Below are 18,496 nucleotides of genomic sequence, written 5' to 3'. Positions count from 1 at the left end.
GGTGGGCCGGGGCTAGCGTGGGACGGTGTCGCACATGCCTCTCCACCCCCCGAGCGGGGACCCGCCCGCTCCGTGCCGCGCCGCCCTCCGGGCCCCGACCGGGTGGGTGGCGGGCCGGGCGGGCGTCCGGAGACGGGCGCGGACGCGGTACGGTCCGTCGACGCCGCCGGAGGGCACCGCGCCGGCGCGTCCGATGACACGGAGACGGCCGAGGGGGAGGTCCGACAGCCCCGTGGGGACCGGGAAACGCGTCCGTGATCGGGGGCGGGGGCGGGGCTCCCCGCTCCGAAGACCCGCACCACCGGGGGCGCGGGGCGGCCGGCGCCGCCGGCGGGCGTCCCCGACGACCACGCACTGAACCCAAGGGGCGCCACCGTCCCGTCCGGTCCCCCGCGCACTCCGCCGCCGAGGCGGGGCGCGGACCCGGGACGGGACGGTGCGCGCACCGGCGAAGACGAACGGAGGACGCGCCCGAACCGCCCTGCCCGGCCCCGCCGAGCGGGCCCGGAACCACCGCGAACGCCCCGAAGGTCCACCGAGTTCCCCGAAGACGCTCACGATGGGCGAACCGTTCGGGCACGAGGTGGTCAAGGAGTCAACCGGCGGCTGCCGCCGCCGGTCCTTCCGGGTGGAGAGCGACGCCGGGAGACGCGGTGCCGGGCCCGGTGTGCCCGCGCGCTTCCGTGGAACATGGAGACGGATGCATATCTCTTTCCTGCTGCATCACGGGTACGGAATCGGTGGAACGATCCGCACCACGTTCAACCTCGCGTGCGCGCTCGCGGAGCAGCACGACGTCGAGATCGTCTCGGTGTTCCGGCACCGTGACCGTCCCGTCTTCGACCTGGCTCCCGGTGTGCGCCTGAGGCACCTGGTGGACATGCGCAAGCACAGCCCGGACTACGACGGGGAGGACCCCGAACACGCCCGCCCCTCCCGACTGTTCCCGCGCGCCGACGGCAACTACCGCAAGTACAGCGCGCTCACCGACCGCCGGATCGTCCGGCACCTGACGGAGACCGAGGCCGACGTGGTCATCGGCACCCGTCCCGGTCTCAACACGATGCTCGCCACGCGGACCCGGCCCGGCCCGGTGCGCCTGGGCCAGGAGCACCTGACGCTCGCCACCCACTCGCGCGCCCTGCGGCTGACCCTGCGCGGCGTCTATCCGCGCCTGGACGCCCTGACCACCGTCACCGAGGCCGACGCCCGCGACTACCGCCGCATGATGCGCCTGCCGGGCGTGCGGGTGCAGGCGGTGCCCAACGGGGTGCCGGCCCCCAAGGTGCCCCCCACCGACGGCACCGGCAAGTGGGTGGTGGCCGCCGGACGGCTGGCCCCGGCCAAGCGCTACGACGTGTTGCTGAGAGCCTTCGCCAAGGTCGCCGAGGAACGGCCCGACTGGCGGCTGAGGCTCTACGGCGGAGGGCGCGAGGAGGCGAAGCTGCGCGCCCTGGTGGAGGAGCTCGGCCTGTACAACCACGCGTTCCTGATGGGGCCCGCCCACCCCATCGAGGCCGAGTGGGTCAAGGGCTCGGTCGCCGCCGTCACCTCCAGCCTGGAGTCCTTCGGCATGACGATCGTGGAGGCGATGCGCTGCGGACTGCCCGTGGTGGCCACCGCCTGCCCGCACGGACCGGGCGAGATCATCGCCGACGGGGTCGACGGACGGCTGGTGCCCACCGGCGACGTCGACGCCATCGCCGGGGCCCTGCTGGAGTTGATCAACGACGACGAGGCGAGGCAGCGGATGGGACGCGCCGCCATCGTGGACGCCGCCCGCTACGACCCCTCACGGATCGGGGAGATGTACTCCTCGCTCTGCGCCGAACTCGTCGCACGCGGCGGGGGGAGTGGCGTCGGGCGACTGCGCTCGTCCCTGCACCGCACCCGAGGAGCCCTGCTCGGCGGCGCGTACGCCACCAAGGACGCCTTGGCCCGCGCCCGTCGGGGCGCCCTGAGAGGAGGAAGGACCGCATGACCGCGACCACCCGCAGATCCGCCGGCGCGCCCGACACCCCCCGGGCGACGGCGCCGTGCGCCGACTGCACGGCGGACAGCGCGGGCGGCCTCAGCTTCGACGTCACCGTCTCCGACGCCGCCGAGCGGTGGGACGCCGCCCTGCTGCTGCGCCTGCGCGGTTCGGAGCCCGAGGAGTCGGTGCGGCTGCCGTTGGTGCCGCTGTCCGACGGGTCCGACGGGTCCGGCGGGTCCGTGCTGCGCGCCACCCTGCCCAGCACGGTGCCGCTGGCCGAGGGACGCTGGGACGTGTACCTGGCGCTGGGCGAGGGGGAGCCGCAGCGTCTGCTGCCCGGATGCAACGACCTGCGCTCCCTGGTGGACCGGGTGCCGCGCACCGACCGCACCTGGCTGGGCGTGCGCATCCCGTACGCCACCAAGTACGGCAACCTCTCGGTCCGCTCGTGGCTGCGCTGGCCGCACGCCGAGGCGGGGGAGGTGTGGCCGGCCGACGGCGGCCTGACGGTGCACGGGCGGTTGTACGGGGCCGACCTCGCCCCGGACGCCCGACTGGAGGCCCGGCCCCGGGGACGCACGGAACCGGACGCCCCGGTCGTCCTCGGAACGCTCGAACCGCAAGAGGAGCGGAGCGGGGGACACGGCTTCACGGCGCGGTTGGAGTACGGGGACCTGTGCCGTGCGGCGGGGGAGGGGACGGACGACTGGGGGGTGTGGCTGCGCCCCGGCGGGGAGGCCGACCCGGTGCGCGTCGCCCGCGTCCTCGACGACATCGTCGACAAGGCGAAGGTGCTGCGCTACCCGGCGTTGGCCGTGGCCGGCGACGGAGCACGGCCGGGGGAGGAGGCCGCGGAGGACGGCGCGGACACCACGAACGCCGTGGACACCACGAACGCCGCGGACGGGAACGGGACGGTGTGGGTCCGCCCGTACTACACCGGCGCCAACGACCTGTCGCTGCGCCTGGAGCGCTCCCCGTCGACGTCCGGCTGAGGCCCGGGCCCGACGGGGCGCGCTCCCGCGGCGCCCGCGACCGTCCGGGCGCTGCGGGAGCCTTCCCCGCCGGGATGGCAGACTCGGCCGCATGCTGGAGACATCGGCACGACTGCTGCGCCTGCTCTCGCTGCTCCAGACCCAACGGGAGTGGACCGGGGCGGAATTGGCCGAGCGCCTGGAGGTGACGCCGCGGACGGTCCGCCGCGACGTGGGACGGCTGCGGACGCTGGGCTACCCGGTGCACTCCACCACCGGGACGGCCGGCGGTTACCGGCTCGGCGCGGGCGCGCGGTTGCCGCCCCTGCTCCTGGACGACGACGAGGCGGTGGCCGTCGGCGTCGGCCTGCGCACCGCCGCGGCGGGAGGCGCGGTGCGGGGCATCGAGGAGTCCTCGGTGCGGGCCCTGGCGAAACTGGAGCAGGTGCTGCCGCACCGGTTGCGGCGGAGGATGGGCGCGGTCGCCGCCTTCACCGACCCCATCGGCGGCCACCGGGGCCCGACCGTGGCGGTGGACACCATCACCGAGCTGGTGGCCGCCTGCCGCGACCACCGGCGGATCCGCTTCGCCTACCAGGGGCACGACGGGACGTCCTCGCGGCGGGACGTCGAACCCTACCGACTGGTGTACAGCGGTCGACGCTGGTACCTGGCGGCCTGGGACACCGACCGCGCCGACTGGCGCACCTTCCGTGTGGACCGCGTCGTCCTCGCCCCGCCCCACGGGCCGCGCTTCGAACCCCGCGAGCCACCCACCGACGACTGGGGCGCCTACGTCTCCGAGGGCATCTCCACCTCGGTGTACCCGGAGCGGGCCACCGTGCTGCTGCGCGTGCCGATCGAGCGGGCGGCCGAGCGGGTCACGCCCGCCACGGGGGTGCTGGAGCCGGTCGACGAGCGCTCCTGCCTGCTGCGCACCGGGGCCAACTCGTTGCAGGAGCTGGTCTTCCACCTCCTGGCGCTGGGGTTCGACTTCGAGGTGCGCTCGCCCCCCGCGCTGGTGCGCCACGTCGAGGTGCTGGCCGAACGCCTGGCGCGGGCCGCTTCGGAGGGCCGGAGCCTGCGGGGCGGGAGCTGAGGGCGGCCCGGTCGGGGAGCGGGAGGGGTCAGCTCGCGCGCGGGAGCCCGTCGGCGTCCGCCCGGCCGTCCTCGGTCCCCTCGGTTCCGGTTCCGGTCTCGACCTCTTCGGTCCTCTCGGTCTCCTCGATCTCCTCGGTCTCCGCGCGGTGACCGGAGGCCGAACCGCCGTCGATCTCGATGCCCATCGTCACGGCGTGCCGGAAGTCCGCCAGGTCCCGGCGCGCGCGGTGGGACCGGAGGCCCCGCAGGAGCCCGGACCCCGCCACGGGCGGACCCGCGGAGCGCGGCCGGCACTCCAGGACCAACAGCACGCGGGTCAGGTTCTCGGCCACCTCGTGGAAGGTCGCCGTGCCCCTGACGGTCTCCCGGGCGGCCCGGGCGCTCCAGACGACGAGGTCGTCGGTGATCCGCTCGGTGACGCGCACCTCCCGGCCGCGCGCGGGCCACAGCAGCCGCGCGGCGCGCGGTGCTCGACGGGCCCCGTCGCCCTCCAGGAACTCCAGCCACCGGTCGTACGCCTCGCGCACCGGCACACCGACGTCGACGGACTCACCGACCGTCACGGGCCGCCCCGCGCCACCGAGGCGCGTCCCCGCTCCGCCGATCCCGCGGGCTCCGGCGGACAGCAGCCGCCGAACCCGTGCCGCGGCCCGGCCGCCGACCGCCTCGGGGAGGCGAGCGGCGGCCGGGCCGCGGCGGGCGACGCCGTCAGTCACGGCGGTCGCCTCCCGCCCGGCCGCCGCGTCCGTTCCCGCCGGTGGTCTTCTTGGCGGTGCCGGCGGTCCTCCCGGCCGTACCGCCCGTCGTCTTGCGCGCGGAGGACGCCTTCCGGGACGAGGTCGTCCCGGCGGGGCCGGAGGAGGACTTCCTCGCCGGCGCCCGGCCGGAGGCGGTCTTCCCGGTGGCCTTCCCGGCGGTTTTCCCGGCGGTTTTCCCGGTGGTCTTCCCGGCGGCGCCGGCCGCCTTCGACCCACCGGGGGCCCGCCGGGAGCGGCCGGCGGCCGTACCGTTCCCGGCCCCGGCCCGGCCGGTCCCCTTCCCGCCGTCCTGGGAGCCGGCGGTGTCGGTGCCGGCCGGGGCGTCCTCGCTGCCGTCGGTGTCCGGGTCCGCGGACGCCTCCCCGTCGGCGTCGTCGTCCTTCCTCCGGAGCGCATCGCCGAGCCGTTCGCGCATCCCCTCGACCGAGGCGCCGGAGAGCGGAGAGGTCGGCGCACCGGTCGCGGCCCTGCCGACCCGCTTGGCGTTCTCGCGCAGCCTGTCGGTGGTCCCGGCGAGTCCGGGGGCCTTCTCCTTGAGCTGCTCGCCGAGTCGGGCCGGATCCACGCCCAGCCGCCTGCTCACCACCGCGCCGGCCGCGCCGAGGGGCAGTCTCAGCTTCCTCGTGCTGCCCACCACGTACCCCGTGGCAAAGGCCAGGGCCAGTGCCGACCGGTTCGTCGACCGGTTCGTCATCTCAGTACTCTCCTTGGTCTCGCCGTCGCTGCTCCTGCACGGCCTGGAGCCGGTCGAGCAGTTCGTCCTCACGGCGGTCGAACTCCTCCTCGTCGATCAGCCCTTCGTCCAGGTGCCGCGACAGCTCCCGGAGTTCGCGCTGGATCGCCGACGGGTCGTAGTACTGCCGCTCCGCCTCCGCCACCACCTGTCGCAGCACCCACCCGGCGCCGCGCAGGGGGGCGGTGGGCAACATCAGGATTCCGCCGATCAGACCCATCTCCGCCCCGCTTCCGTCAGCCGGCGGGCGACGCGACGGGCTGTTCCGCCTCGTCCTGCGCGGGCCGGTCCACGAAGCTGTACGGGGGCAGCGGACCGGTCGCCCGGATGTCCAGATGGGGGTTGTTCCGGGCCAGTTCCTCGACGGCGGCGACGAACTCCTCGGAGGCGTCGCGGTCCAGGAGGAAGGAGAGGTTCGCCAGTCGGCCGGACCCTTCCGGGCCGGGCACGCACCGCTTCGCCAGGGGCGCCAGGGCGCTCTCGATCAGGTGGGCGTCCCGTGCCTCGCGCTCGCGGACGGCGTTCGCCAGCATCTCGCCGAGCCGCAGCTTGTCCTCGTGGGAACCGCCGCCGGACGCGCGGTTGCGCTCGGCCAGGGCGCGCGCCTCGTCGTCCTCGGCCAGGACCAGGCGCAGGACCTCCTCCTCATGGTGGGCGGCCTTGACGTTGTACTCGGACCGGCCGTCGAGCTCCTCCAGCTGCCGCAGGTAGTGGGCGGCGTGGCCGGTGATGACTCCGCGCACGGCCTCCTCGTCGTCGGAGAGGCTGCCGAAGCGCAGCGGGAGGACGGGTCCCTTGGCGCCGACCTCGGTCAGCACCCGCTGGTGGGCCAGGAGGTCGCGCCGTTTGGGCCGCAGGTTCTCCGGGCAGTCGCTGACGATCGCGGCGAGGTCGCCCTCGCGTACGATCCGCACCTCGCGTGGCGGTTCGCCGACGCCGGGTGCCTTCTCGGGCAGCGCGGGGTGGTCCGAGCGCGCTATCCCGTAGACGTAGACGCTCACTCGCCCTCCTCCTTGCGGCGGGAGGCGGCGCGGCGCCTACGGGGCTCCGGCTCCTCCTCGTCCGAGCGGCCCGTGCGGAAGGCGTCGGAGATGCTCTCCGCGGCTCCGGCCAGGGCCCCCTTGGTCTTGCTGCTCGCTCCGCTCTCGGTCGCGTTCTCCAGCACCTCGGGCAGGCCGGGCGACTTCCTCGGCCCGGCCTCCAGGTCGAGGCGGTTGCACGCCTCGGCGAACCGCAGGTACGTGTCGACGCTCGCGACCACGACCCGGATGTCTATCTTCAGGATCTCGATGCCGACCAGCGAGACGCGGACGAACGCGTCGATCACCAGTCCGCGGTCCAGGATGAGCTCCAGGACGTCGTAGAGGCCGCTGCTGCCGCCGCCTCCGCCGGAACGCTGTGCGGGAACTGCCGTAGTCATCTACGGAGCACTCCTCTCGGTGTCGCGGCCGTCAGCCGCGGCGGGACGGATCGGCCCGGCCCCGCTCGTAGCGGCGGACCCGGCGGTAACCGCTGAGCCGGCCGTCGCCGTCGAGGGTCACCTCGTACGTGGCCATCAGGCTCATCGTGTCCGGAACCCGTTCGAGTTCCAGGACCTCCACCTCCAGGACCCACCCGTCCCCGGTCCGCTCGAACCGGGAGACGCCCTCGGCGTGCAGGCCCGTGAGGTCGGTGAACTCCGACCGGGCCGAGCGCAGCACCTCGCCGGGCGGGAGGGAACGGCGGCCGTCCTTCGTCGCGTCCGCGCTGTCGTCGCTTCTGTTCTCTGTCATGTCTCCTCCCGCCTCCGCATACCGCGAAAGTATTTTCGTAAACGTAGGCTTGTCCGAAGGGAATTGGGGAAGACGATCGGAATTTGTCCTCTTGGTTCCGGGCGCGGGTCGGCGCGGGACACGTCGGGAAAGCCGACGGGAGAAACGGAATTGACGGAGGGAGAGAAGTGCGCGACGGCGCGTACGCCACATACGCACGGTGGTGTGACGGTGGACACGCGCCGCGGCGTTGTGACGCGGATGTGACGGGGCCGGGACCCGGCCGGAACTTCCCCGTGCCCACCCGGCGCCGTACGGTGGCCGGTATGGCACCGGCACCCACGAACCCGCAGACGCCCGACGACGATCCCGAGGACTACGTCGGCCTCGACGCCCGCACCGCCGAACAGCGGGCCCGCGACCGCGGTTGGAGCACCGTGCGGACCCTGCCGCCGGACGCGGTCATCACCATGGAGTACCTCTTCGGACGGCTGAACTTCACCGTCGAGGACGGCGTCGTGACCCGCAGCTGGAAGGGGTGAGGGCGCGGCGGAGCGCGCCGCGGCGTCGACGCGCCCGGCCGGCGGGGCGGTGAGGGGCGCGCGCCGTTCGCCCGGACCGCCGTGCCCCCGTCACACGAACGCGCCGTCGGCGTCGGCGTCCCCCGACGCCGACGGCGCGCTCACTTCCGCGGTCCCAGCGGCGCGGTGCGCGACACCGTCCGCTCACCGTAGGGCCGCCGGCCACCGCCCGGCGCGGTGGGGGAGCGGTCCGCGCGGGCCGGGTGCCGGCCCGTGTGCGGGGGGTGGTGGCGGGGGTCCCCGGCGCGGCCGGGATGGGAGGCGGCGGTCGGCAGCGGCGCGGTCACCGGCCGGGCCTTCGGCGCCCCGGGCGAGCCCGCCACCGGAGGGACGCGGTCTCCCGCGGACCGCGGTCGCGCCGCCGGCGCCGATCGAAAGCGGTACCAGTGGCCCAGCAGGTACGCCTCGACGCGTGCCAACAGCGGCTCGAACCAGGGCAGCGCCAGCAGGATGAGCAGCCCGGACGCCCAGCCCAGCAGCACGTCGCTGACCCAGTGGGTGCCGATGTAGACGGTGGTGGCGCCCACCCCGAGCGCGAAGACCGCGGCGACGACCGACAGTTGGCGCCGCGCGCGCGGTGTGGTGGCCAGGTAGGCCAGGATGCCCCAGGTCACCACGGCGTTGGCCGTGTGACCGGAGGGGAATATGTCACCGGTCAGGAACATCTCGTTGGCGCCGACACGGTTGGCGTAGTGCGGCCCCTCCCGTCCCATGCCCAGCTTCGCCGCGCCCACGGTCACGTTCAGCAGCAGCAGGGAGATGCCCAGGGCCAGCAGCGGACGCAGGGTGCGCTGCCGCCAGGACCGCCAGCCCAGCCAGGCGGCGACCAGCACCGCGGTGGGGCCGCGCTGTCCGAGCACCACGAAGTAGTCGAGGAAGGCGTGGAGCTCCGGCCACTGCTTGTAGGGGCGGAAGAGCATGACCCGCCAGTCCAGCCGCACGAGCCGGGAGGTGGTCAGCACCGCGGCCACGACGGCGGCGTAGAAGCCCAGCGTGGTGAAGAAGAGCGCTTTGCGGGTGCCGCTCATCCCCGGTGGGGGAGTGAGCGGCCTCGCCGGCTCCTGTTCCAGGCGGGCGAAGATCCGGTCGGTACGCACTCAAACGAGATTACAGGGGGTGACCGTCGGCACCGAACCGGCCACCGGGTTCGTAATGCCTATGTGATGTGAAATGCGCTTCCCCGAAGTCGCCGGGCGTTCTCGTTTCCCTGCGTGCCGTGGATTTTCCGGCATTCCGGCCGTCGCCTTCCGGGAGAAGTCACCGGGGGAGATCTGGCGCATTTCTTTTCCTTCGGGGTCGTGCGCAGTACACCGGTCGTTAACCGGGCCCGCGCGGGCCCGGCCGAGGAGCGCGACGGGTCGGGCGAGCCGGCGGGGCAGGTCCCGACCCGGCGCCGACGTGAGGTGGGCCACGTGGGAGCCGGAGGGACTCGCGTACGCTGGCGGATCGACTCGTCCCTCCACACCGGGCCGTACGTCGCCCGCGTACCGGCACTTCCCACGGCCCCGGCGGCCTCGGCCCGGAAGGTTTCCCCAGGGACGAGCGCAACAGGAGGTGCGTACATGCCCGGGACGACCACGGCCGGAGCCACCAGGGCGGCGGACGTCCCCCGACAGAGACCGCGCCGGACGGGACCGGCCGGTCCGGCGGACGGGGACGGCCGCTTCACCGACGGCTCCGCGAACCGCTGGACCGTACTCGTCGTCCTCTGCGCCAGTCTGCTCCTCGTGGCCGTCGACGCCACGGTGCTGCACGTCGCGGTCCCCGCCGTCTCCGAGTCCCTGCGCCCCGGTGCCGTCGAACTGCTGTGGATCGTGGACGCCTACCCGCTGGTCTGCGCGTCCCTGCTGATCCTCTTCGGCACCCTCGGCGACCGGGTGGGACGGCGTCGGGTGTTGCTGGCGGGGTACGCCACCTTCGGCGTCGCCTCGGCGTTCGCCGCCTACGCCCACACCCCCCAGGTGTTGATCGTGGCCCGCGCGCTGCTCGGCGTGGGCGGCGCGATGATCATGCCCGCCACCCTGTCGATCCTGCGGCACGTCTTCCCCGACCGCCGTGAGCGGGCGCTGGCCATCGGGGTGTGGAGCGCGGTCGCGGCAGTCGGCGCCGCCGTCGGTCCACTGGTCGGCGGGGCGCTGCTGGAGCACTTCTGGTGGGGCTCGGTCTTCCTGGTCAACATTCCGCTGATGCTGCTGTGCGTCCCCCTGGGGCGGTGGCTGCTGCCGGAGTCCACCGGCGACCGGGAGGGCCCCTGGGACGTGGTGGGAGCCCTGGTGGCCGCCGCCGGGCTGTGCCTGGTGATCCTGGGCGTCAAGCGGGCGGGCGACGGCGAACCGCTGGGGCCGGGGACGTTGCTTCCCGCGCTGCTGGGCGTGGCGCTGCTGGCCCTGTTCGTGCGCCGACAGCGCCGCCGCCGCCATCCCCTGGTGGACTGCGCCGGTCTGACCCGGCCCGCCTTCGGCACCGCCGTGGCCTGCATCGTGCTGACCGTGTTGGCGCTGGTGGGCCTGGCGCTGATCGCCGCCCAGTACCTCCAACTGGTCCTCGGTCTCACCCCCCTGCAGACCGGACTGCGACTGCTGCCGCTCAGCCTCGCCGCGATCGCCGCGGGACTGGTCGGCTCCCGACTGCTGCGCCGCCTGGGGCCGCGCACCATGGTCTGTCTCGGCTTCCTGACCACCGCCGTCGCCGTGCTGGCGCTGACCGGTGTCGGGCAGCAGGACCGGCCCGCCCTGCTGGTCGGCGGCTTCGTCCTGCTGGGCTTCGGCCTGGAGACGACGCTCTTCGGCTCCTACGAGTCGATGCTCAGCGACGCCCCGGCCGATCGGGCGGGCGGCGCCGCGGCGATCGGAGAGACCGCGTACCAACTCGGCGCGGGCATCGGCATCGCGGTCCTGGGCACCGTCGTGAACGCCGCCTACGCCCCCGGGGTGCGGGCGGTGGCCGGGGTGCCCGGGGACGCCGCGGCCGACGCCGCCCACTCGCTGGGCGAGGCGTACGAGGTGGCCGGGCGGCTCGGCGGCCCGGAGGGGGAGGCGCTGCGCGCGGCGGCGAGGGAGTCCTTCGTCCACGGGCTGCACACGGCGCTGCTGGTCAGCGCGGGGCTGCTGCTGCTCGGCGCGCTGGCCGCGCTGCGGTTGCCGCGCACGATGGTTCCCCAGGAGCGGGACGGGACCCGGGGCGGCGTGCGGAACGAGGAGCGGGGGCCCGGCGCGGAGGCCCGTTCCGGCCACCGACGGGACGGCACGCCGGGGGAGGGCGCCGGACAGCCGGGGGAATCCCTCTTGTCCGGCGGTATTACCCGGCCGTAACGTCGGGCGCGACCCTCGAAGATCCCCCGCCGGAGGCCCTACCGTGTCCAGTTCCGCCCTCCCGCCGTTCGACCCCGCCGATCCGCTCGGCCTGGACGACCTGCTCGCTCCGGAGGACCTGGCGGTGCGCGACACCGTCCGCTCCTGGACCGCCGACCGGGTGCTGCCGCACATCGCCGAGTGGTACGAGAACGGGGAGCTGCCCGGCATCCGGGAGCTGGCCCGCGAGCTGGGCTCGATCGGCGCCCTGGGCATGTCCCTGGAGGGCTACGGCTGCGCGGGCGCGTCCGCCGTCCAGTACGGGCTGGCCTGCCTGGAACTGGAGGCGGCCGACTCCGGTGTCCGTTCGCTGGTCTCGGTGCAGGGCTCGCTGGCGATGTACGCCATCCACCGCTACGGATCGGAGGAGCAGAAGCGGCGGTGGCTGCCGTCGATGGCGTCCGGCGAGGTCATCGGCTGCTTCGGTCTCACCGAACCCGACCACGGCTCCGACCCGGCCGGGATGCGCACCTCCGCCCGGCGCGACGGGAGCGACTGGGTGCTCGACGGCCGCAAGATGTGGATCACCAACGGTTCGGTGGCCGGTGTGGCCGTCGTCTGGGCCCGCACCGACGAGGGGGTCAGGGGCTTCGTCGTGCCCACCGACACCCCCGGCTTCGCCGCGCCCGAGATCCGGCACAAGTGGTCCCTGCGCGCCTCGGTCACCAGCGAGCTGGTGCTGGACGGCGTACGGCTGCCCGCCGACGCGGTGCTGCCGGAGGTCACCGGGCTGCGCGGGCCGCTGAGCTGCCTCAACCACGCCCGCTACGGGATCGTGTGGGGCGCGATGGGCGCGGCCCGCTCCTGCTTCGAGGCGGCCCTGGAGTACTCCCGCACCCGCGAGCAGTTCGGCAGGCCGATCGGGGGCTTCCAGCTCACCCAGGCCAAGCTCGCCGACATGGCCGTCGAACTCCACAAGGGCGTGCTGCTCGCGCACCACCTGGGCCGGCGCATGGACGCCGGGCGGCTCCGGCCGGAGCAGGTCAGCTTCGGCAAGCTCAACAACGTGCGCGAGGCGATCGACATCTGCCGCACCGCGCGGACGATCCTGGGGGCCAACGGGATCTCGCTGGAGTACCCGGTGATGCGGCACGCCACGAACCTGGAGTCGGTGCTGACCTACGAGGGCACCGTGGAGATGCACCAGCTCGTGCTGGGCAAGGCGCTCACCGGCGTCGACGCCTTCCGGTGAGCCCCTCGCGGGCGGGGCTGCCGGGCCGGGACCGCGGGGCGGCCCCGGCCCGGCTCAGCTCTGGTTGAAGAAGCCGCCCTCGACGGCCCGGCGGTTCTCCCCGTTGATCACCCGGTAGTCCGGCGGGGTGAGCAGGAAGACGCGGTTGGCCACGCGCTCGATCGAGCCGCGCAGGCCGAAGGTCAGGCCGGCGGCGAAGTCGACGACCCGCTTGGCGTCGGCGGGCTCCATGGACGTGAGGTTGACGATCACCGGAACACCCTCGCGGAACAGCTCGCCGATGCCCCGGGCGTCCCGGAAGCCGTCGGGGGTGACCGTCGCGATCCGGGTGCCCTGCCCCTGGGCGGTCTCGGCGGTCACGCGCACCCGTGGATCGGTGACCCACGCCTCGCGGACGTCCTCGGACTCGGGCCCCTCGGTGTACTCGTCGTCGTAGTAGCGCATCTCGCTGTCGTCGACGAGGCCCAGCCACGCACTCGCCCTGCGCACCGATCCCATGGACGCCTCCTCTCACAAGCACGGTCCACCGTGTCTGGCAGCGCCTCCGCCTCGGGGCCCGCACCCCTATGGTTGTCCATGATGCTGACAACGCGCCAAACAGTTACCCGTTCCGCGCGGGATTCGTGACGGTTCTGGTGCACAAGCGGCGTGTGGCGCGACGCCGTCACGGGGTCCGGAACCGTAACCGAGGGGTGACGTCGGGCGGAACCGGACGGCCCCGCCGGACGGGTGGTCACCAAAGGCATACGGGTGAGGTGCCCGGTATCGTGGCCGCCACTCATGCGTTCGTGGTACTGGGGGGTGGTTTGTTCGGAATCCCCGGGCCTCGCCGGCGCCGCCCGGGGGAGGAACCGCGCACGGTCCGGACGGCCCACCTGTGCGGTGACCACGGGCGGTTCGGGTGGCCGCCGACCACGGCGGGCTCGTCGTCCCGGCCCTGACGGAGGCGCAGGTTTCGCGTCCGACGGGCGGTTCCGGCGGTCTGCGCCGGGTCGCTCGGACTGTGCGGACCGCTGCCCTGCCGCGGCAACCGCTCGAAGGACTCCGGTAGTTCGGGTGATTCCGGCGGTTCCGGCGGTTCCGGGCGAGAGTGCGGCGACGGGTGCGGCTGTGGTCGTGGGTGCTGCGACCGGCGCGCTGGATGTCCGGTATGTGGGTCGTCGAGTGCGCTCAGCGTTGAACTCGACCGAGACACACCCTTGCGCGTGGAGATCGAACGTGTGAATACTCCCTTCCAGCGCTTGTCAGGGACGCGTCGAACAGCGTGCTCCGTGACACTCGCGTGCCCGTGCCCCACTACACGGGTATCCCCCCATTTTCCTTCACAGGAGGAACAGCCAGTGAGGATCAAGCGCACCTCCGCTTCCCACGCTGATTCGGCCAGACGAGGCCGTGTCCGTCTCGTCGCCGCGGCTTCCGCCGTCGCCGCCGCGGCCGCCGTGGCCCTGCCGGTCTCGGCGAACGCCGCCCCCGCCCCCTCCCCCGTCGCCAAGGTGGCCATGGCCGACAAGGCCATGAAGACCGCCGACGTGGCCGGCACCGCCTGGTACACCGACCAGGAGACCAACACCCTGGTCGTCACGGTGGACAGCACGGTCAGCCAGGCCGAGATAGCCAAGATCAAGAAGACCGCCGGGGCCGGCGCGGACGCGATCCGCGTCGAGCGCACCCCGGGCACGTTCAACAAGCTGATCTCCGGCGGCGACGCCATCTACAGCGGCAGCGGACGCTGCTCGCTGGGCTTCAACGTCCGCTCCAGCAGCGGCACCGACTACTTCCTCACCGCCGGTCACTGCACCAACGGCACCTCCAGCTGGCACAACGGCTCGACCACCCTCGGGACGACGGCCGGATCCAGCTTCCCGGGCAACGACTACGGCATCGTCCGCTACACCAGCTCGGTCAGCCGTCCGGGCACCGTCGGCGGTCAGGACATCACCCGCGCGGCCAACCCGTCCGTGGGTCAGACCGTCTACCGCCGCGGCAGCACCACCGGCACCCACAGCGGCCGGGTCACCGGCCTGAACGCCACCGTCAACTACGGCGGCGGCGACATCGTCTACGGCCTCATCCAGACCAACGTCTGCGCCGAGCCCGGCGACAGCGGCGGCCCGCTGTACTACGGCTCCACCGCCTTCGGTCTGACCTCCGGCGGCTCCGGCAACTGCCGCACCGGCGGCACGACCTTCTTCCAGCCGGTCGTCGAGGCGCTGAACGCTTACGGCGTGAACGTCCACTGATCCTCCTGGCAGTCGAGCCCCCGTCCGATCCCCATGCCGGACGGGGGCTCCGCCGTGCTTCCGGCGCCCCGTGCCGTCCTGTCGGGGGGCGTGAACGGGCGCAACCCGAACCGTCACCCACTGTGACGCAACCACCACTCGACGTGTGTGATCCCGTCCGCTGAGGAAGGATGACGTGGCCGGACATTCTTCCGGAGCCGCCCCGTAACGGGCGGCCCCTTCCCCCCACGGGAGGCACAGAGGTGAAAAACCGACGGACATTCACCCGGCGCGTGGTCGTCGCGGGCGCGAGCGTGGTGGCGCTGCTCGCCGGCCCGTTCGCCCCGGCGAACGCGGACACCGCGGCCGCGCCCAGACCCCTCACCCCCACGGCCGCCACCGAACTGGCCTCGACCCTCTCCGGCGACCTCAAGGACGACATGGCGGGCGCCTACTACGACGCCGAGGGCCGCACGCTGGTGGTCAACGTCCTCAGCGAGAAGGGGGCGGCGAAGGTCCGGCAGGCCGGCGCCGAGCCCCGTCTCGTGCGCTACTCCCTGACCCAGTTGAGCGCGGCCCAGAAGGACCTGGCGGACGAGAGCGTCCCCGGCACCGCGCGCGCCGTCGACCACCGGCTCAACAAGGTCGTGGTCACGGCGGACGAGACGGTGCGGGGCACCGCCCTGGAGGAGCTGCGCGACCGGGTCGAGCGGCTGGGCGACAAGGCCGTCCTGCGGCGGGCCGAGGGCACGTTCACCCCGATGCTGGCGGGTGGCGACGCGATCTGGCGCGGCGACGGGGCGCGCTGCTCGCTGGGCTTCAACGTCACCCGCAACGGTCTGCCGTACTTCGTGACCGCGGGCCACTGCGCCTGGCTCTTCGACGGTTGGTCCGCCACCCGGCGCGGCCGGGACGTCGGCATCACCGTGGCCGGCAGCTTCCCCGGCGACGACCACGCCCTGGTGCGCTACATCCGTCCCGTCGACCACCCGAGCGAGGTGAACCTCGGGGGCGGCGCCACCCAGGACGTCAACCGGGCCGCCGACCCCCTCGTCGGGCAGCCCGTCCGGCGCAGCGGCAGCACCACGGGCGTCCACGACGGGAAGGTCGTGGCGCTGGACGTCTCCGTCACCTACCCGCAGGGCAGGGTCGACGGCCTGATCCAGACGACCGTCTGCGCCGAGCCCGGCGACAGCGGCGGCCCGCTCTTCTCCGGTGACACCGGCCACGGGCTGACCTCCGGCGGTCGGGGCGACTGCTCCTCGGGCGGCGAGACCTTCTTCCAGCCGCTGACCGAGGTGCTGGAGGAGTACGGGGCCCGGGTCGGCTGACGCCCCGACCGTCCGGGCCCACAACCGCCCGGGAGGGGGGGAGCGGCCCCGGACGGAACGCCGACGGCCCCGGCGCCGCCCAAGGAGCGGCGCCGGGGCCGTGGCGCGGTGGTGCGGTGGGCGCACGAGGCGGCGCCGGACGGCCGGCGGTCGCCGCCGAGCCCGCCGACCGCCCCGAGACGGTCAGCGGGACTCGGCGGCGACCAGTTCCGCGATCTGGACGGCGTTGAGCGCGGCGCCCTTGCGGAGGTTGTCGCCGGAGCAGAACAGGGCCAGACCGTTCTCCACGGTCTCGTCGGCGCGGATCCGGCCCACGTAGGTCGAGTCCCGACCGGCGGCCTGCTGCGGGGTGGGGATGTCGGACAGGGCCACACCGGGCGCGTCCGCCAGCAGCTCCGCGGCCCGGCGCGGGCTGATCGGGCGCTCGAAGCGGGCGTTGATCTGGAGCGAGTGGCCGGTGAAGACCGGCACCCGCACGCAGGTGCCCGAGACCTTCAGCTCCGGAATGTCGAGGATCTTGCGGCTCTCGTTGCGGAGCTTCTGCTCCTCGTCGGTCTCGTTCAGGCCGTCGTCGACGACGGAGCCCGCCATCGGCAGCACGTTGAAGGCGATGGGACGCGCGTACTTGTTCGGCTCGGGGAACTCCACGGCCGCGCCGTCGAAGGTCAGCCGGGTGGCGTCGCCCTCGACGGCCTTGCGGACCTGCTCGTCCAGCTCGGCGACGCCGGCCAGACCACTGCCGGAGACCGCCTGGTAGGTGGAGACGACCAGACCGGTCAGCCCCGCCTCCTCGTGCAGCGGACGCAGCACCGGCATCGCGGCCATGGTGGTGCAGTTCGGGTTGGCGATGATGCCCTTGGGGCGCTCGGCGGCGGCCCGCGGGTTCACCTCGGAGACCACCAGCGGGACCTCGGGGTCCAGCCGCCAGGCCGAGGAGTTGTCGATGACGACCGCCCCGTCGGCGGCGACCTTCGGAGCCAGCGCCTTGGAGGTCGAGCCACCCGCCGAGAACAGTACGATGTCCAGCCCCGTGTAGTCGGCCGTGGTGGCGTCCTCGACGGTGACCTCCTCGCCCTTCCAGGGCAGCGTCCGACCGGCCGAGCGCGCCGAGGCGAACAGTCGCAGCCGCTCCACCGGGAAGTCGCGCTCGGCCAGGATCTCGCGCATCACTCCACCGACCTGGCCGGTGGCTCCGACGATGCCGATTCTCATGGGGCTCCTTCGTCTCGTGTCCGTCTCGTGTGCGTCTCGTGCGTGTCCCGCTGGGTCGGCCTTCTACCCTGCCACTGTCGGGTACGCGGGGGCCAATCCCTTTGGCGTACGTCACACCGTCCGAACACGGGCGGGCACGGCCGCGCGATGGGCGGACGACGGCGGTGGCGGCCGCCGAAGGCGACCGCCACCTTTCCCGGGAAGCCGTCCGGGAGTCGTGTTCGCGCCGGCGCGGACGCGTCGGCGCGAGCCCGTCAGTGCGGGCAGTTGCCGCGGAACTCCTCGATCTGGAGGCTCGGCCGCGGCAGCGGGCACAGGAACTGCTCGTAGCGGGTGTCGTCGTCCACGAAGCGCTTCAACCAGGAGATGCTGTACTTCGCGATCTCGGTGTCGGGGGTGTTCGGCGCGAAGTGCGTCGCGTTGTTCAGCTCCATGTACGCCCGGTCCGTGGAGGAGGGCAGGCTCTCGTAGAACGGCTCGGCGTGGGAGCGCACCGAGGCGACGCTGTCCGACTCGGCGCCGATGATGAACGTCGGCACGGTGATCTCGCGCCAGGTCTTGTCCAGGTTCCAGGGGGTGAGCGGGATCGCCGCCTTCAGCGAGGGCCGGTCCTTGGCGGCCTCCAGGCTGCCGCCGCCGCCCATGGAGTGGCCCATGACCGCCAGTCTGTCGCTGTCGATCCGACCGCGGACCGAGCTGCGCTGGGTGAGGTAGTCCAGCGCGGCCAGCAGTTGGTCGCCGCGGCTGGCGGGCTGGTCCATCCGGGTGTTGGTGTCGATGGTGAAGACCACGAAGCCCTGCGAGGCCAGGCGGGGGCCGTACCAGGACATGCTGGACTGGTCGGCGGTGAAGCCGGGGGCGATCGCCACGGCGCCGAAGGTGCCGTCGCCGGTGGTGGTCGGGTAGTAGATCGTCCCGCCGCCGAAACCGGAGACCACCAGGGAGGAGACCCTGGTCTCCGAGACCGCGTAGGGGCCGCGGACGGCCTCGATGCTGCGCTCGGTCGGGTCCGGGCCGCGCTCGTAGGGGTTGTCCGCCGCGGCCCGGACGGCGGTGGGGGCGGCCTGGGCGTCCTGCGCGGCCTGGGCGGTGGGCAGGGCCGCGCCCGCGGTGCCGAGGGCCAGGGCCAGGGACAGGGCCAGCTTCGTCGCGCGGCGCGGGCGGGCGCGCCGGCCCGCGGCCGAGGCGGCGTCGTGCTGCTGCGGCTCCATGAGGGTGTCCTCCCGTGTGTAGGGGGTCGGTGCCTTGTGGGGGGTCGAACAGGCGCCATCGTGGAGTCGGAAGGGTGAACTCCGCATCGGTGAAATCACCGGTCTCCG

At 73.7% G+C, this 18,496-nt stretch carries 18 protein-coding genes; 8 read left to right on the top strand and 10 right to left on the bottom strand.

What is annotated here, in order from left to right:
* Positions 1-700: 700 nt before the first annotated feature.
* The 3 genes from F0L17_RS04455 to F0L17_RS04445 all read left to right on the top strand — a co-directional run bounded on the left by F0L17_RS04455 (position 701) and on the right by F0L17_RS04445 (position 4,048).
* A complete protein-coding gene (locus F0L17_RS04455) occupies positions 701-1,981 on the top strand; it encodes a glycosyltransferase family 4 protein (protein ID WP_155070056.1) in 1,281 nt (426 codons plus the stop codon).
* On the top strand, positions 1,978-2,970 hold the full coding sequence (locus F0L17_RS04450) for a hypothetical protein (RefSeq protein WP_155070055.1): 993 nt from the start codon (positions 1,978-1,980) through the stop codon (positions 2,968-2,970). The genes F0L17_RS04455 and F0L17_RS04450 overlap by 4 nt, the downstream gene beginning before the upstream one ends.
* Before the next feature lie 91 nt (positions 2,971-3,061).
* Entirely contained in the window at positions 3,062-4,048 is a 987-nt protein-coding gene (locus F0L17_RS04445) for a helix-turn-helix transcriptional regulator (RefSeq protein WP_155070054.1), read from the top strand.
* Between the two features lie 28 nt (positions 4,049-4,076).
* On the opposite strand, the gene F0L17_RS04440 is transcribed toward F0L17_RS04445, so the two are convergent.
* From F0L17_RS04440 to gvpO, 6 genes are read right to left on the bottom strand one after another with little or no spacing between them, the layout of a single operon-like run.
* A complete protein-coding gene (locus F0L17_RS04440; RefSeq protein WP_155070053.1) occupies positions 4,077-4,766 on the bottom strand; it encodes an SRPBCC family protein in 690 nt (229 codons plus the stop codon).
* A complete protein-coding gene (locus F0L17_RS04435; RefSeq protein WP_155070052.1) occupies positions 4,759-5,502 on the bottom strand; it encodes a hypothetical protein in 744 nt (247 codons plus the stop codon). Before F0L17_RS04435 ends, F0L17_RS04440 begins: the two co-directional genes overlap by 8 nt.
* A gap of 1 nt (position 5,503) precedes the next feature.
* Entirely contained in the window at positions 5,504-5,761 is a 258-nt protein-coding gene (locus tag F0L17_RS04430) for a gas vesicle protein GvpG (protein WP_155070051.1), read from the bottom strand.
* Positions 5,762-5,777: 16 nt separating this feature from the next.
* Entirely contained in the window at positions 5,778-6,542 is a 765-nt protein-coding gene (locus tag F0L17_RS04425; protein ID WP_162465782.1) for a GvpL/GvpF family gas vesicle protein, read from the bottom strand.
* Positions 6,539-6,961 (bottom strand): gas vesicle protein GvpJ, encoded by a 423-nt coding sequence (gvpJ, locus tag F0L17_RS04420; protein WP_155070050.1) that lies wholly within the window; start codon positions 6,959-6,961, stop codon positions 6,539-6,541. The genes F0L17_RS04425 and gvpJ overlap by 4 nt, the downstream gene beginning before the upstream one ends.
* A 31-nt stretch (positions 6,962-6,992) precedes the next feature.
* On the bottom strand, positions 6,993-7,313 hold the full coding sequence (gene gvpO / locus F0L17_RS27375; RefSeq protein ID WP_155070049.1) for a gas vesicle protein GvpO: 321 nt from the start codon (positions 7,311-7,313) through the stop codon (positions 6,993-6,995).
* 305 nt (positions 7,314-7,618) lie between these two features.
* On the opposite strand from gvpO, the gene F0L17_RS04410 reads away from it, so the two are divergent.
* Complete coding sequence (locus F0L17_RS04410) at positions 7,619-7,834, top strand: proteinase inhibitor I78 (protein ID WP_155070048.1); 216 nt, start codon at positions 7,619-7,621, stop codon at positions 7,832-7,834.
* A 140-nt stretch (positions 7,835-7,974) separates the two neighbouring features.
* Here F0L17_RS04410 and F0L17_RS04405 read toward each other — a convergent pair whose 3' ends face one another.
* Positions 7,975-8,970 (bottom strand): phosphatase PAP2 family protein, encoded by a 996-nt coding sequence (locus F0L17_RS04405; RefSeq protein ID WP_338017943.1) that lies wholly within the window; start codon positions 8,968-8,970, stop codon positions 7,975-7,977.
* Positions 8,971-9,435: 465 nt separating this feature from the next.
* Here F0L17_RS04405 and F0L17_RS04400 point away from each other — a divergent pair, with 465 nt between their 5' ends.
* Positions 9,436-11,184, top strand: coding sequence for an MFS transporter (locus F0L17_RS04400; protein ID WP_155070047.1), 1,749 nt, complete (start codon positions 9,436-9,438; stop codon positions 11,182-11,184).
* Between the two features lie 43 nt (positions 11,185-11,227).
* Complete coding sequence (locus F0L17_RS04395; RefSeq protein ID WP_162465781.1) at positions 11,228-12,415, top strand: acyl-CoA dehydrogenase family protein; 1,188 nt, start codon at positions 11,228-11,230, stop codon at positions 12,413-12,415.
* Positions 12,416-12,469: 54 nt separating this feature from the next.
* Here F0L17_RS04395 and F0L17_RS04390 read toward each other — a convergent pair whose 3' ends face one another.
* Positions 12,470-12,913, bottom strand: a complete 444-nt coding sequence (locus F0L17_RS04390) for a cell division protein SepF (RefSeq protein WP_155070046.1) — start codon at positions 12,911-12,913, stop codon at positions 12,470-12,472.
* 842 nt (positions 12,914-13,755) lie between these two features.
* On the opposite strand from F0L17_RS04390, the gene F0L17_RS04385 reads away from it, so the two are divergent.
* The gene (locus F0L17_RS04385; RefSeq protein WP_162465780.1) at positions 13,756-14,655 is read left to right on the top strand and encodes a trypsin-like serine protease; all 900 of its coding nucleotides are present in this window, start codon (positions 13,756-13,758) and stop codon (positions 14,653-14,655) included.
* 242 nt (positions 14,656-14,897) lie between these two features.
* Entirely contained in the window at positions 14,898-15,965 is a 1,068-nt protein-coding gene (locus F0L17_RS04380) for a S1 family peptidase (protein ID WP_162465779.1), read from the top strand.
* Positions 15,966-16,148: 183 nt separating this feature from the next.
* On the opposite strand, the gene F0L17_RS04375 is transcribed toward F0L17_RS04380, so the two are convergent.
* Positions 16,149-17,177, bottom strand: a complete 1,029-nt coding sequence (locus F0L17_RS04375) for an aspartate-semialdehyde dehydrogenase (protein WP_155070043.1) — start codon at positions 17,175-17,177, stop codon at positions 16,149-16,151.
* A 254-nt stretch (positions 17,178-17,431) separates the two neighbouring features.
* On the bottom strand, positions 17,432-18,388 hold the full coding sequence (bdeA, locus tag F0L17_RS04370) for a bis(hydroxyethyl) terephthalate hydrolase (RefSeq protein WP_155070042.1): 957 nt from the start codon (positions 18,386-18,388) through the stop codon (positions 17,432-17,434).
* Between the last annotated feature and the right edge of the window lie 108 nt (positions 18,389-18,496).

Source organism: Streptomyces taklimakanensis (genome assembly GCF_009709575.1).
GTDB classification, from domain to species: Bacteria; Actinomycetota; Actinomycetes; order Streptomycetales; family Streptomycetaceae; genus Streptomyces; species Streptomyces taklimakanensis.
The sequence above is the reverse complement of the archived record's forward strand: the minus strand, read 5'-3'. Positions and strand labels throughout refer to the sequence as shown.

Coding starts and splice junctions, on each gene's coding strand:
- F0L17_RS04450 (WP_155070055.1), top strand. CDS start 1,978: ATGACCGCGACCACCCGCAGATCCGCCGGCGCGCCCGACACCCCCCGG.
- F0L17_RS04435 (WP_155070052.1), bottom strand. CDS start 5,502: ATGACGAACCGGTCGACGAACCGGTCGGCACTGGCCCTGGCCTTTGCC.
- bdeA (WP_155070042.1), bottom strand. CDS start 18,388: ATGGAGCCGCAGCAGCACGACGCCGCCTCGGCCGCGGGCCGGCGCGCC.
- gvpJ (WP_155070050.1), bottom strand. CDS start 6,961: ATGACTACGGCAGTTCCCGCACAGCGTTCCGGCGGAGGCGGCGGCAGC.
- F0L17_RS04455 (WP_155070056.1), top strand. CDS start 701: ATGCATATCTCTTTCCTGCTGCATCACGGGTACGGAATCGGTGGAACG.
- F0L17_RS04400 (WP_155070047.1), top strand. CDS start 9,436: ATGCCCGGGACGACCACGGCCGGAGCCACCAGGGCGGCGGACGTCCCC.
- F0L17_RS04430 (WP_155070051.1), bottom strand. CDS start 5,761: ATGGGTCTGATCGGCGGAATCCTGATGTTGCCCACCGCCCCCCTGCGC.
- F0L17_RS04375 (WP_155070043.1), bottom strand. CDS start 17,177: ATGAGAATCGGCATCGTCGGAGCCACCGGCCAGGTCGGTGGAGTGATG.
- F0L17_RS04410 (WP_155070048.1), top strand. CDS start 7,619: ATGGCACCGGCACCCACGAACCCGCAGACGCCCGACGACGATCCCGAG.
- F0L17_RS04445 (WP_155070054.1), top strand. CDS start 3,062: ATGCTGGAGACATCGGCACGACTGCTGCGCCTGCTCTCGCTGCTCCAG.
- F0L17_RS04390 (WP_155070046.1), bottom strand. CDS start 12,913: ATGGGATCGGTGCGCAGGGCGAGTGCGTGGCTGGGCCTCGTCGACGAC.
- gvpO (WP_155070049.1), bottom strand. CDS start 7,313: ATGACAGAGAACAGAAGCGACGACAGCGCGGACGCGACGAAGGACGGC.